The organism is Bacillota bacterium, assembly GCA_012518215.1.
GTDB lineage: Bacteria > Bacillota > Dethiobacteria > DTU022 > PWGO01 > JAAYSV01.
The window spans coordinates 24,801-37,906 of sequence record JAAYSV010000046.1; the positions used below are offsets into that span (position 1 = coordinate 24,801).

Annotated in this window: 15 protein-coding genes; all 15 read left to right on the forward strand. The window is 47.4% G+C overall.

All coding sequences use genetic code 11. The features are described from left to right. Position 1 precedes the first annotated feature (1 nt). A complete protein-coding gene (locus tag GX364_07210; GenBank protein ID NLI70634.1) occupies positions 2-337 on the forward strand; it encodes a head-tail adaptor protein in 336 nt (111 codons plus the stop codon). After that, the gene (locus tag GX364_07215) at positions 337-771 is read left to right on the forward strand and encodes an HK97 gp10 family phage protein (GenBank protein ID NLI70635.1); all 435 of its coding nucleotides are present in this window, start codon (positions 337-339) and stop codon (positions 769-771) included. Before GX364_07210 ends, GX364_07215 begins: the two co-directional genes overlap by 1 nt. Further along, a complete protein-coding gene (locus tag GX364_07220; GenBank protein NLI70636.1) occupies positions 768-1,106 on the forward strand; it encodes a hypothetical protein in 339 nt (112 codons plus the stop codon). The genes GX364_07215 and GX364_07220 overlap by 4 nt, the downstream gene beginning before the upstream one ends. Positions 1,107-1,108: 2 nt before the next feature. After that, positions 1,109-1,705, forward strand: coding sequence for a phage tail protein (locus tag GX364_07225; protein NLI70637.1), 597 nt, complete (start codon positions 1,109-1,111; stop codon positions 1,703-1,705). A 14-nt stretch (positions 1,706-1,719) separates the two neighbouring features. Then, entirely contained in the window at positions 1,720-2,094 is a 375-nt protein-coding gene (locus GX364_07230) for a hypothetical protein (GenBank protein NLI70638.1), read from the forward strand. Further along, entirely contained in the window at positions 2,091-2,294 is a 204-nt protein-coding gene (locus GX364_07235) for a hypothetical protein (GenBank protein NLI70639.1), read from the forward strand. The genes GX364_07230 and GX364_07235 overlap by 4 nt, the downstream gene beginning before the upstream one ends. Positions 2,295-2,305: 11 nt before the next feature. Continuing rightward, entirely contained in the window at positions 2,306-4,855 is a 2,550-nt protein-coding gene (locus tag GX364_07240) for a phage tail protein (protein ID NLI70640.1), read from the forward strand. A 14-nt stretch (positions 4,856-4,869) separates the two neighbouring features. Then, complete coding sequence (locus GX364_07245) at positions 4,870-5,643, forward strand: phage tail family protein (GenBank protein NLI70641.1); 774 nt, start codon at positions 4,870-4,872, stop codon at positions 5,641-5,643. A gap of 76 nt (positions 5,644-5,719) precedes the next feature. After that, the gene (locus GX364_07250) at positions 5,720-8,239 is read left to right on the forward strand and encodes a hypothetical protein (protein NLI70642.1); all 2,520 of its coding nucleotides are present in this window, start codon (positions 5,720-5,722) and stop codon (positions 8,237-8,239) included. A gap of 12 nt (positions 8,240-8,251) precedes the next feature. Beyond that, positions 8,252-8,446, forward strand: a complete 195-nt coding sequence (locus GX364_07255) for a hypothetical protein (GenBank protein NLI70643.1) — start codon at positions 8,252-8,254, stop codon at positions 8,444-8,446. A 4-nt stretch (positions 8,447-8,450) separates the two neighbouring features. After that, positions 8,451-9,017 (forward strand): hypothetical protein, encoded by a 567-nt coding sequence (locus GX364_07260; protein NLI70644.1) that lies wholly within the window; start codon positions 8,451-8,453, stop codon positions 9,015-9,017. A 47-nt stretch (positions 9,018-9,064) separates the two neighbouring features. Beyond that, positions 9,065-11,488 carry a glycosyl hydrolase gene (locus GX364_07265; GenBank protein ID NLI70645.1) on the forward strand — a complete coding sequence of 808 codons (2,424 nt, stop codon included), beginning with the start codon at positions 9,065-9,067 and terminating at the stop codon, positions 11,486-11,488. A 96-nt stretch (positions 11,489-11,584) separates the two neighbouring features. Further along, positions 11,585-11,992, forward strand: coding sequence for a phage holin family protein (locus GX364_07270; GenBank protein ID NLI70646.1), 408 nt, complete (start codon positions 11,585-11,587; stop codon positions 11,990-11,992). Position 11,993: 1 nt separating this feature from the next. Next, a complete protein-coding gene (locus GX364_07275) occupies positions 11,994-12,722 on the forward strand; it encodes an amidase (protein NLI70647.1) in 729 nt (242 codons plus the stop codon). A gap of 149 nt (positions 12,723-12,871) precedes the next feature. Next, entirely contained in the window at positions 12,872-13,063 is a 192-nt protein-coding gene (locus GX364_07280) for a hypothetical protein (protein NLI70648.1), read from the forward strand. Positions 13,064-13,106 lie beyond the last annotated feature (43 nt).

The window sequence follows — 13,106 nt, forward strand, 5'->3', positions numbered from 1 at the left end:
TATGAGTTTTGGAAAAATGAATACCTTTATAGATATTGTGGCCACGTCTCCCATTAAGGACCCGGAAGGCTTTGCCGGGACTGGCGAAGTTGTTCTTGCTTCCACCAGGGCCTACAAGGAAGATAAGCACGGTTCCGAGCGTTGGGCAAATATGGCCGTATTTTCCGAAGCATCGGCATTATTTCGTTTTCGCAAAATACCCGGAGTTGACGTTAGCGCGGCGCATATCATAACCTGCTCCGCCGGCAGGTACCGCGTTATTTCATCCGAGGATGTGCGCGGCCGCGGTATGTATGTGGAATGTGTCTGCGAAAAGTTTGAAGGGAGCGTAAAATAATGGCTAAGGTTGAATTCAAACTACCTGATGAATTTGAAATGCGTCTCTCTCGCCTTAACGAAAAGACTGACGAGATAATACAAAAAGTGCTTGAAACGGGCGGCGAAGTGGTGCTTGCCAAAGTTAAAAGCAATCTTTCCTCCGTGATTGGCAAAGACACAAAAAGAGAAAGCCGCTCGACGGGAGAACTTGAAAGATCCCTGGGCCTTTCCCCTGCCATGCAAAAGCGGGACGGTACGGGCTGGGATATCAAGATTGGCTTTAAAGAGCCGAGAAGCGACGGGGATTCCAATGCCAAGATTGCAAATATATTAGAATACGGCAGACATGGGCAACCGGCAAAGCCGTTTTTAAAACCAGCTAAGACTTCAAGTAAAAACGCCGCCATTGAAGCCATGAAAATGAGATTCGAATCGGAGGTCAATGATATATGAGCATACTGACCGAATTAAATACGATCTTGGCGCCCGTCCTTCCTGTTGAAACGGGCGTTTTTAGTGGTGTTCCTCCGGACGAGTATCTTGTTTTAACGCCTATGACCGACGAATTTGCGCTCTTTTGCGACAATGAACCGGCTATAGATGTTTCGGAGGTGCGGATCTCACTTTTTTCAAAAGGCAATTACCAGCAAATAAAGCAAAGGCTCATAGGCATCCTTTTAAATGCAGGCTTCACAATTACGGACCGCCGCTATATCGGCCACGAGGATGACAGCGGCTATCATCACTTTGCCATAGACGTGGCAAAATTTTATGAATTGGAGGAATAAATATGGCTACAATCGGACTTGACAAACTTTACTACGCCCCTATAACCGAAGAGCCTTTGACAGGTGCTGAGACCTACGGGACCCCTATGATGCTTGCAAAAGCCATAAGCGCAGAGCTTTCGGTTGAATTGGCGGAGGCCACTCTATACGCCGACGATGGTGCGGCGGAAGTTGTAAAAGAATTTAAAAGCGGAAAGCTGACCCTCGGAGTGGACAGCATAGGAAGAAGTGTGGCGGCGGCGCTGACGGGTTCTAAGGTTGATGAAAACGGCGTGTTGATCTCCGCTTCGGAGGATGGCGGAGCACCTGTCGCCATAGGATTTAGGGCTAAGAAAGCAAACGGCCGCTACCGTTACTTTTGGCTCTACAGGGTAAAATTCGGTGTTCCAAGCACTAATCTTGCTACAAAGGGCGACAGCATCACTTTTTCTACCCCGACCATTGAAGGAACGGTGCTAAGGAGAAATAAAGCGGCGGACGGAAATGATAACCTGCATCCCTGGAAAGCCGAAGTAGACGAAGACGACACCGATATCAGTGAAAATGTGATAAGCGGTTGGTATACGAGCGTATATGAGCCGACATTCTCACAGGATTAAGGAGGCAAATCTCTATGGATGGCGATAGAAGTGCAAAAATCCGCATAGGCGGTTCAGAGTACGAACTGATCCTGACAACGCGGGCTACCAAGGAAATAGCCAGACGCTACGGCGGACTTGAAAACCTTGGCGAGAAATTATTAAAGGCTGAAAATTTTGAGCTCGCACTGGATGAAATAATCTGGCTTATAACCCTCCTTGCCAATCAGTCTATATTGATTTACAACCTTAAAAGCAAAGAGGAGCCAAAAGCGCTTTTGACGGAGGACGAAGTTGAGCTGCTAACCTCGCCGCTGGAGCTGTCAACCTACAAGGCGGCGATTACGGAAGCTATGTTTAAGGGAACCGCCAGGAACATAGAAAGCGAAGAAGAACCAAAAAACGCATGAATCGGGTAACGGACGCTGAAGTCTTTACCCGACTTTTATATTTTGGAACTGTTCATTTAAACCGCACCGAGGAGGAGACATGGCTTACTCCGGTAGGATTTTTACTTGATCTGTGGGAGTGCCACAGACAGTTCCTCAGATTGGCAAAACCCAAAAGAGAGCTTTTTGTCGATGAAATTATACCAAGCGACCTAATTTAGGAGGTGATGTCGTGGCTGACAATTTTGGACTAAAAATAGGACTTGAAGGGGAAAAAGAGTTTAAAAGCGCCCTGCGCGACATCAATCAATCCTTTAAGGTTTTAGGATCTGAGATGAAACTCGTCTCCTCCGAGTTCGATAAAAATGACAAAAGCGTTCAGGCAATAACCGCGCGCAACGAGGTATTAAACAAGGCCATAGATGCGCAAAAGAGTAAAATCGAAACCCTCGAGGCAGCCCTTAAAAACGCCTCGGAAAATTTCGGAGAAAACGACAAGCGCACGCAAAGCTGGGCAATACAATTAAACAATGCCAAGGCTGAATTAAACGGGATGGAGCGGGAGTTAAACGATAACAATAAAACTCTCGAAGAAGGAGCAGAGGAATTTGATGAGGCCGGCAAAGAAGCTAAAGATTTCGGCAAGGAAATAACCGAATCCTCAAAAGACGCGGATGCCGCCGGGGGAAAATTTGAAAAGCTCGGCTCGGTAGTCAAAGGCGTAGGTATCGCCATCGGCGCCGCCATGACTGCGATTGGGACCGCCGCTGTCGCTGCCGGAAAAAAACTGTATGACATGGCAACTGATACGGCGGCGGCAGGCGATCGAGTCGATAAGGATTCCCAAAGGCTCGGGATGTCGGCAAAGGCGTACCAGGAGTGGGATTATGTTATTTCCCAAGCGGGGGGCAGCATAGATAGTCTCGGGGTCGGAATGAAAACCCTTCAAAAAACGATGGCGGGCCTTACGGAAGATGGCGACAGTTCAGTCAAAGCATTTAAAGCTATAGGCATCTCCTTTGACGATATAAAAGGCAAATCCCCAGAGGAAGCTTTTGATATGACAGTCAAGGCATTGCAGAATATGCCAGCAGGGGCTGAAAAAACCGCGGCCGCCCTTAAACTGTTCGGCAAACAGGGGCAGGAACTTATGCCCCTTTTAAATTCAACGGCCGAAAGCACAGACGCGCTAAAACAAAAGGCCCATGATCTTGGAATGATTTTAGATGATGAAGCCGTAAAAGCGTCGGTGGATTTCACTGACTCTATGGACACATTGAAAAGAACCTTTGCAGGCGTTAAAGACTCCATAAGCTCTCAGCTCCTGCCGGGGCTAACACAGCTTACGACCGGATTTTCCGAGCTTTTAAGCGGGAATGAAAATGCCGCAAAATCTATAAAGGAAGGCGCAAAAAGCATTGTTGATTCTATCTCTAAAATACTCCCCGGTCTGATAGATACGGTAAAAGCAATTATAAGCACTGTCGCAGATATCGCCCCCGACCTTATAAGCGCCCTTATATCCGGCATTACGAGCAACCTTTCATCCATAATAGATGCCGCGACCACCCTTGTAATGTCGCTTGTAAAAGGTATCGTTAAAGCTTTGCCTGAACTGACTAAAGGGGCTCTGCAGCTTGTGCTTGCACTTACAGACGGAATATTAAAGAACCTTCCTGCCGTTTTAAGCGCCGCGGCTGAAGTGATAACTACCCTTGTTAAAGGCATTGCCGATGCCATGCCAAATCTGGTGCCGGCGGCAGTAAATGCGTTAATGACGATAGTGCAGGGACTAATTGATAATCTTCCCATGCTCCTTGACGCAGCTCTAAAGTTAATACTCGGTCTGGCGCAGGGGCTTTTAAATGCCCTGCCACAATTAATAGCGGCTCTGCCGGCAATTATAAACGGCATCATAGCCTTTATAATAGGCTCAATTCCCCAAATTATAGACGCGGGTATTCAGCTTTTAGTGTCTCTTGTTCAGGCCCTGCCGGAGATTATTTCTGCAATCGTTGAGGCTATACCTCAAATTATAGAGGGCCTTGTAACAGCTATTCTCGGTTCAATCCCGCAGCTTATTGACGCCGGAATTAAACTGCTTGTTTCCCTTGTGGAAAATTTGCCGCTCATTATCACAACTATCGTCGCGGCAATACCACAGATCATCGCTTCTTTGATAAAAGCGGTGATAGGCTCTATTCCGCAGCTTGTCAAAGCCGGCATAGAACTCTTTGTTTCCCTTATAAAGAATCTGCCCGCAATCATAGTAGAAATCGTTAAAGCGGTTCCCCAGATAATTTCGGCGCTTGTTAAGGGCTTCACCGGCAGCATAGGGCAGATTGTCCAAGTGGGCGGTAATCTGATTAAAGGCCTTTGGCAGGGCATATCAGACGCAGGAGCTTGGCTCTGGAACAAAATCAGCGGTTTCTTCGGCGGCGTGGTTGACAAGATAAAGGGCTTTTTCGGTATACATTCTCCATCTGCCCTCTTTGCCGGCCTTGGAGACAATATGGCTGAAGGTTTAGGTGTCGGTTTTGAAAAAACTATGGCGCAGGTCAGCGAGGATATGCAAAACGCTGTGCCAACCGCTTTTGACGTTCCCGGAATCAAAGCCGACGGTTTTGGGGCGGCAAACTCCGCCTCAAGCTCTTGGCCTTCCCTTATTACCATACAGCAGATGATAGTCCGGAGCGAAGACGATATCCGCAAAATCTCGCAAGAGCTCTACAATCTGATGCAGACAGGTTCCAGAGCACAGGGAAGATTCAATCCTGCTTAATGGGAGGTTAAATTATGGGTTTTATTTTTAACGGAACGCCATCTCAAGATATGGGGATGAAAGCGCGGCTTGAAAAATGGATTGCCGTGCCAAACCTTAGAAATTCGTTTTTACAGATACCCGGTAAAGCCGGAGTAGCCGATTTCGGGAGTGATGGTGCGGAGCGTATAATCACTATAAAGTGCAACATATATCCAAGGCTTGTATTCTCCTCCCTTGTATCTGTTCTCGACGGCATCGCAGAATGGCTTAACCCTGATAATGGTTTAAGACAACTTATTTTAGACGATGTGCCTGACCGCTATTTTATGGCCCGGCTTTCAGACGCTTTGGACTGTGAAAGGCTCGTTTTATCAGCTGGCGCCTTTGACCTTAACTTTGTGTGCCCTGATCCTTACGGATATTCCATTGCAGACGAAACTTTCGATATAACCGCTGCAGGCAAATCAACTTTAACAAGGGTAAAGGGCAACACAGATTCTCTGCCTGTCTACCGTCTTAAGGCGAATATCCCTTCGGGAAATTCAACCTATGTTTCTATTGCCATAAACGGCGCTGAATTAAAGGTCACTGGCCCACTTGGAGCCGATGAAACCCTCATAATAGACAGTGCTCTTATGACGGCCAAGGTTGTGGACGATTCCGGCGAAACTTTAAGAAACGGCCTGCCTCTGCTTTTGGAATTGAGTTTTCCCGTGTTTAGAAAAGGTGCAAATGAAGTTGTAATTTCGGAAAAAGACGCTACCTTTTCGCAGCTATCCATCCAGGCAAAGAGCAGATGGAGGTAAGCTTTGAACAGGCTTCAGCAGTTTACGGGCCTATTTTATTTTATACCAAATTACACGGTGAACAGGAGGTGGCAAAATGGCGTTAAAATCTATTCTGACTCTGCAAACCGACTTTACCGGTGAAATTCCCGTAACACCAAAAACCTCTGCCATTTGGAGGTTCAACGAAACCGTGCCTGACAGCGAGCTGCGCCTTGCCGACTCCTCCGGAAACGGCAGACATTTTACTATTTCAGGCTGGAGCGGAACGACCGCCTCTCTCGTAAACGGCAGGCACGGGCGGTATTTCAAGCAGAATTTAAATAATCCCACATCGGAGAAAACATACTTAACCGCGAAAAACGACGGCTCATTCTTCTCCCATCTTGGTGAAAAAATAGCAGTCGGCGGATGGATCAACCCGACAACCTATTCCGTCGGCCAGACATACAGCCCTATTTTTAACACAAGACAGGGTCCGGGACAGCCCCTCATATATATATCCCTCTATCAGGGCAGGCCCCGCATGATGCTTTATAACTCAGCAGGCACGCTTGTCCTTGATGCGAGCGAAACGCCGCCGTTTACTCTCGTAAATAACGGTTGGTATTTTATAGGCGGTATAATCAACGTCAAAAGCGGCACTTCCCAAATGGTAGTATGTAACCGTTCAGACGGAACGGTTTGGTACGCACCTGTCCGTACGTTGACAGGCACCTTGAACCAATCATGCGTTGCCGATATAGTGATGGGAATGCTTGCAGATACTTATTATTACGCAGGGGGTTTTGACGACTGGTTTTTCGAAACCGACACCGATCTGACCGTGGAGGATCTCGGCAGGTATTTTAAAATGGCGATGATGGCAAATGGCGGTGATACCGCCGGGCAGGTGGATGCCGTTTCCGTCCGGGGCGCAGTCGTTCTCCGTAAAGATTCGTCGGGCAATTATCCGCTAAGCGGGCAGCTTGTGACAATAGCCGCAGAATGTTCCCTTTCGGGCAACGGGCGGGTATCCGTAACAAGCGAGTATACGGCGGGCGTCACATCGGTAAGCCTTATTGAGACTTCAACATCGGACGACTTAGGCGACTGGTCGGTATGGCAGTCCGTAGGTTCAAACGGTGAGCTTGCATCGCCTAACCGCAAATATATAAGGTACCGTGTGACTTTGTCTACAAACAACCCATCCTATACCCCGAAGCTCCTTGATATTTCGCTAAACGATATCCCGATTGCCCCTTATAAAAAACTTGGGTTTGCTCGGCCAGTGGTTTTAGATAAAACCGGCGCCTGGGAGGTAGTGCTTGAAAACGCCTATGATGTCGTAGTAACAGGCGAGGTCAACGGGGCTGACACATTGGAATTTAAACTGCCATACTCGGATGCAAAGCGTATGGTGCTGGACAACGAAAAACAGGTCCAAATAGCGGGTGAAATTTATCGGGTGCGAACTCTTACTGATGAAAAAGGATCTGATATCGACGGGGTAGTCACAACAGTTTATGCTGAGGCGGCATTTTATGACCTTACCTTTTCGCAGGAGAAAGAACAAAAGGAATTTAATGCGGCTTTACCCAATGAGGCTATGGAGTACGCCCTTGAAGGCACTGACTGGAAAGTCGGAAGGATAAACGTTTCAACGCTTCGGTCGTGGAGCTGTCAGGAGAAAAACTCTCTTGCCATATTACGAAAAGTCCAACAGATCCACGGAGGCGATCTCGTTTTTAGAAACGATAGCCGTACCGTTGATCTTTTGACGTTCAGCGGCAGTGACAGCGGCGCGCTTTTTTCATACAGGAAAAATCTAACCGGCATAAAGCGCGTTGTCGATACCAGGAGCCTTGTAACGAGGCTTTATGCCGTAGGCAAGGACGGCATGACATTTGCATCAATAAACGGTGGGAAAAATTATGTGGAGGACTATTCCTATTCAAATGAGGTCAGAGTTTCCACTCTCGATTGCTCATCGTTCACCAACCCGTACCAAATGCTCGAATACGCCAATTTACGCCTTGCGGAATATGCAAAGCCGAGGCTCTCTTATGTTTTAACGGCCATGGATCTGTCCGTTCTGACAGGGTATGAACATGAACATTGGGATTTAGGCGATATTGTGACTGTGAACGATAATGACCTTGATCTGACTGTAAAGACGCGGGTGATAAGACGGGCATATAACCTGCAGGAGCCTTGGAAAACGGTAATCGAACTTTCGACTAAGCTTAGGGAATTGGGAGATTCATCATCCGATGTGACTGCCGATCAGTTTGGTCAGTCAAGCCTTATGGGACAGGAAATCAAAGACATGGTCCCTTTTAACCTGCTTCGGAATTCCCGTGCCGACGACGGCTTTGCATATTGGCAAAACAGCGGTTTTGAAATAGATACAGAAAGCGGCGTTACAGGAGAGGCTTCTTTTAAAGCGTCGGGAGCTTTGGGAGTTACTAAATCTATGGCGCAGACGGTGGTTCCGGCATCACGCAAAAGCTTTACGTTATCAGCGCAGATAGGTTCGGATAATCTTAAAAAAGGTGAAAACGGGCAGGTAGGTATTGAGGTCGTTTTCGAATATGACGACGGGAGCACGGAAACCCGATTTATTGACTTATTTTAAGGGGGTTATGATGTGGCAGTATTTCAGTTGGTCGTAAGGGACGCATCCCCGAAAAGCTTTGAAAGGGTCGTGGGTATTACCATCCGTCCTCTGATACATGATTGCACAGGGGATGTATGGTTTACGGATTTTATGCTCCAGGCGGGCCAGATCGCAACAGGCTGGATCGGAAACGTCTCAGAAATACAATGGACGGAGGATGGATAGATCTATGAAAATTAATAATTTTATCCGCTTTGCTGATATCATAAGGCTAAAATCGGACAAACGCATAACGGCTGCGACGATTCGTCCTCTTATTGCCGATTGCACCGGTGAAATTTATTTCACCGATATCCAGCTCCAGGAAGGAGATAAACTCACAGGGTACACCGTATGCGCCTCCTCAATGTTAAAAAAAGCCGGCAATCCGCCCCGGTACCAGAACGGCGTGGTCCGCGGGGAGGAGACTGTTATACTTTTTAACACAGGCGAAACCTCAGCCGGTCTTGATATATTTATTTATCCAAAGGAAAACATGGCAGAAAATATGATTGAAGTCTCCCAGGGCATGGGTTCGCATAGCTGTCGATTTTTGACGAGCGTCAACGCAGGCGATGTGCTTGCGCTTAAAGCCTCTACCCGGGAGTCCTTAAAAAACGGTTTATTGACCCATAAAAAGGGATTTTTCCAGTATACCGCCGCCTATGACAGCAAGCATCATATAAAGGTTGAGGATAAAAAATCCGCACGGGTCTATCTTGAATATGCTGAAATGCTCAAAGGGCAGGTGCTGTAATGTATTTCGATTACCTTAAAGGCAAGAAAAACATGGTATGGACTTTCATGGGCAATACCCGCATGTATGACGCCATAAATGACTACGGGGACAGAATAGGCACCGTAGGAATGTTCTCTTTTAACATAAATTTAGACGGCACTATAAATGAAACGGGGGTCCCTGTTTCGAGCCTTTCAGCCTATCGCGCGAAATGGCCCCATATAAAATGGCTCTGTACGTGCATGAATAACGGCGATGCGGCTATTTTCACTGCCCTTCGCAATAACACAAACGGAGCGAGGGATACCTTTCTTTCGGAACTGATCAGGATAATGCAAAAATATCCGTGGTGCGCGGGGATTGATATAGACCTTGAGCGCGGCGGCGGATATGAAAACAAGGATGCAGCAAATCAGCTCTTCTCCCTTATTTATTCCACAGTTAAAGGCTACAGCGCCGCAAAGCAGGTCAACATCTGTCTTCCCGGCATGACGGGCGTGGAAGGTTCGGTAGGCGGCGAAAACTGGTGCGTATATGCTGACCTTGATGCTTATTGTGATACTGCGGCAATTATGTCATACGGCATGGCATGGGCAGGCTCGGCTCCCGGTCCTGTTTCTCCACGTGACTGGCTTGAAGGCATTTATAACTATGCGGTAAAGGCAATGGATCCAAAGAAAATCTTCATGGGCCTTCCGGGATACGGCTGGGAGTGGCAAATATATGCGCTACCTTCTGACCTTGGAAAAGAATACCGCGGCGTATCAGTGACCTACTATGCAGCTAAGCTCTGGGCTGAGGGCGGCTATAATTTTACCGGCAATGAGCCCCCGGAACCTTTTATACCATGGCTTGCCTATTGGGATGATTACAACAAAGTGCCATATATGTTCCCACACATATACGATTATGCCGAAGGCGGCGATGCATCATCGAAAGAACCGCCAATCATTAGCGACACCTATAATCGGCGCCGTTATCTTACCTGCTACGGCAAGGAACAAAAAGCGGAGTTCGGTACAGTTTTCATTGACAGAGATGGGACTCCGGATGATTATACGGACGGTATCATCGTAGGCAGCGGTATGGTTACATTGTCCGCAAAAGACGGTGCAGCCACATATAATTTTAATATTGAACAGGCAGGAATTTACGATATTGCCGTAAAACTATGTTTCCCTTTCTGGGACAGAAACGAGATAACGATAGAGCTTGACGGGATATCCCGCACCTTCACAGAAAACCGGCTGTGGTGGCCGTACTTTAGAAAAAATTTCTGGGCACCGCATTCCACCGGCGTTGAGCTTTCCGAAGGAGCGCACACCTTAACCATAAAAGGCGGCGCTTATGGCACCCAGTTCTATGGGTTCAGGGTCTGCTCCGCATTCTCTGAGAAGCCTTTTTCGGGTTCAGCGTCTTTTGCGCTCTCGCCTCGAAGCTTCAAAGATGTTGATGGAAACGTGGCTGTGCCTGACAAGGGATTTAAACTGACTACCGAAGTTCTTAGACGAAAACCTGATTCGGCGCTTATTTGGTACGAGGATTTCCGTGACCCTGTAACACTTCAGAACACCTACTGGAAAGTTATCTCGGGTTCATGGGCCGTATGGAGAAGCGATCAACATTCACAGGATCGTGTGTATTCCCAGCTTGAAGGAAGCGGCCAGCTTGCATGGAACTATGAGGGTTTTTCTGACGTTCATATAAGGGCAAGAATAGCGTTTCCTCAAAACGGGGGCGGCAAAGCGGGTGTATTCCTTGGCGATATATACTGCGCCATAAATATAGACAACCAGAGAATAGAGCTTTACCAAGGCGCATCTTTACTTGGCTCATGGCAAGGTTCATATTCTAAAACACCGGATAAGGATATCCATGATGAACCTAATATGTATCTGTTTGAGATGCGAAAACGCGGTAATAAAGTGCGGGTTTATTCCGGGAACAGCAACACTCTCAGGTTTACTGCCCAGGTCTCACCTTCAAGCGGCTATAGCGGACTTAAATCCGACGGACAGATTAAATGCGAACTTCTGCGCTTAGGGGACGCCTGGACGTACGAACCGTATGAAGCCTTCGATGTAAAAATGCCGGATGGCTCTACTGAAAGCTATGGCAGGATAGACCGTGCGAATGTTCTATGGGATAGCGAATTTCAGGTATTTACTTTACAAAATGACGTTGAAGAATCCGCTACCCGAAGCGAAGACATTTCAATGGACTACGATTTCGTACATTCGCCCATGCTTTCTATTCCATGCAATGCAGATTATACCGCTGTGTTTATCCCGCGGGATATAAATGTGTGGTGCTCAAGGCTTTTTCTCGGGGATGCGGACGGCTTTGGCATCGTTTATTACCAGGACGTAGACAGTCTTGTCTACTGGGCGAACGAGGCTGCGTACCGCTGGGGCCTGCGCGGCTTTGCACTATGGTCCCTGGGGCAGGAGGATCTGCGGCTTTGGGCAGCCCTTCCCAAACAAACTTAGCCAAGCAACCATATTTATTTAAACATTCAGCACGCCTTTAATATAACAGGGTGTGCTTTTTTATATACAAATTTTACGAAACGGAGGTATTACCTAATGAAAACGATCTGGTTATGGACACAAACAGCCATTGCGGGCGTAGGCGGTATACTGGGCTGGTATTTCGGGGGTGTTGACGGTTTTCTTTATGCCCTCATAGCCTTTGTGGTTGTCGATTACATCACGGGCGTACTGCGCGCCATCGTCGAAAGGAAATTATCAAGCCGAATCGGCGCTCAAGGAATTGCAAAAAAAGTGGCTCTTTTCCTTGTGGTAGGCATCGGGCACCTGATTGACGCCTATCTTTTAGGCGGTGAAGGCGCACCGCTTCGGACCGCGGTTATTTTCTTCTATATTGCAAACGAGGGCGTAAGCCTTTTGGAAAATGCCGCTGCCATAGGGCTGCCTGTGCCGGATAAGTTAAAAGATGTGTTGGCGCAACTTCATGGAAAGGATGGCGAATAAAATGAATCTTCATAAACTTATTTTAACGAACAATGCCTGCTATAAGGCGGGCAAACCTCTAACGCCAAAGGGCGTCATGGTCCATTCAACGGGAGCGAACAACCCAAATTTGAAACGCTATGTAGGACCTGATGATGGACTGCTTGGCAAAAACCAATACGGCAACCATTGGAACCAAGATAAACCGGACGGCAGACAAGTCTGCGTGCACGCGTTTATTGGCAAGCTGGCCGATGGCTCGATTGCCACCTATCAGACCTTGCCCTGGAATATGCGGGGCTGGCACTGCGCTTCAGGTCCTAAAGGTTCGGGAAACGATACCCATATAGGGTTTGAAATATGCGAAGACGGTCTGGCAGACCCGGTTTATTTTAACGCCGTATACAAAGAGGCAAGCGAGCTTTGCGCATACCTTTGCAAAGAATATAGCCTCGATCCTTTAAAAGATGGAGTCTTAATCTGCCACTCTGAAGGCTATACCCGGGGCATTGCCAGTAACCATTCCGATGTGATGCACTGGTTCCCCAAACACGGCAAGAATATGGATACCTTTAGGTCAGATGTTAAAAAGCTGCTTGACGCGGCTATTGTAAAGCCAGAGCCCCCTGCGCCTTCCGGCAAGCTCTATCGTGTCCAGATTGGCGCCTTTGCCGTTAAAGAAAACGCCGATGCCATGCTTCAAAAAGCGAAGGCGGCGGGATTTACCGATGCCTTCATTAAATATTCGTAATAGATATTGTAAGGCCCGCAGAGTATAAAACCTCTGCGGGCTTTTTTTATTTATGGGTGTATAAAATACTCCGCTTTTCTCCGTATAGCGAGGAGGGAGTTTTTATGATCAATGATCAAAATAATAATCTATTGGAAAACAGGCAACAAATTGCTGGCGAAAAAAGCACTATCCCGCATGAACAATTACAGCGCGAAGTTGATTATATACGGGCCCAGAGTATACTCGATTCCATGCTTCAAAATGGGCTTATCTCTTTGTACGAATTTAACAGGATAACTGCACTAAACCGCAAATCCTTCTCCCCCGCACTGGCGCAGATAATGCCTGAAAGGCGTTGATATTACTGAGCAGCAGAGGTAATATGTGACACTAACCAAGGAG

Bases quoted from the DNA above. Each gene is read 5' to 3' on its own strand.
- GX364_07210 (NLI70634.1), top strand. From the start codon at position 2: ATGAGTTTTGGAAAAATGAATACCTTTATAGATATTGTGGCCACGTCT.
- GX364_07215 (NLI70635.1), top strand. From the start codon at position 337: ATGGCTAAGGTTGAATTCAAACTACCTGATGAATTTGAAATGCGTCTC.
- GX364_07220 (NLI70636.1), top strand. From the start codon at position 768: ATGAGCATACTGACCGAATTAAATACGATCTTGGCGCCCGTCCTTCCT.
- GX364_07225 (NLI70637.1), top strand. From the start codon at position 1,109: ATGGCTACAATCGGACTTGACAAACTTTACTACGCCCCTATAACCGAA.
- GX364_07230 (NLI70638.1), top strand. From the start codon at position 1,720: ATGGATGGCGATAGAAGTGCAAAAATCCGCATAGGCGGTTCAGAGTAC.
- GX364_07235 (NLI70639.1), top strand. From the start codon at position 2,091: ATGAATCGGGTAACGGACGCTGAAGTCTTTACCCGACTTTTATATTTT.
- GX364_07245 (NLI70641.1), top strand. From the start codon at position 4,870: ATGGGTTTTATTTTTAACGGAACGCCATCTCAAGATATGGGGATGAAA.
- GX364_07250 (NLI70642.1), top strand. From the start codon at position 5,720: ATGGCGTTAAAATCTATTCTGACTCTGCAAACCGACTTTACCGGTGAA.
- GX364_07260 (NLI70644.1), top strand. From the start codon at position 8,451: ATGAAAATTAATAATTTTATCCGCTTTGCTGATATCATAAGGCTAAAA.
- GX364_07265 (NLI70645.1), top strand. From the start codon at position 9,065: ATGGGCAATACCCGCATGTATGACGCCATAAATGACTACGGGGACAGA.
- GX364_07270 (NLI70646.1), top strand. From the start codon at position 11,585: ATGAAAACGATCTGGTTATGGACACAAACAGCCATTGCGGGCGTAGGC.
- GX364_07275 (NLI70647.1), top strand. From the start codon at position 11,994: ATGAATCTTCATAAACTTATTTTAACGAACAATGCCTGCTATAAGGCG.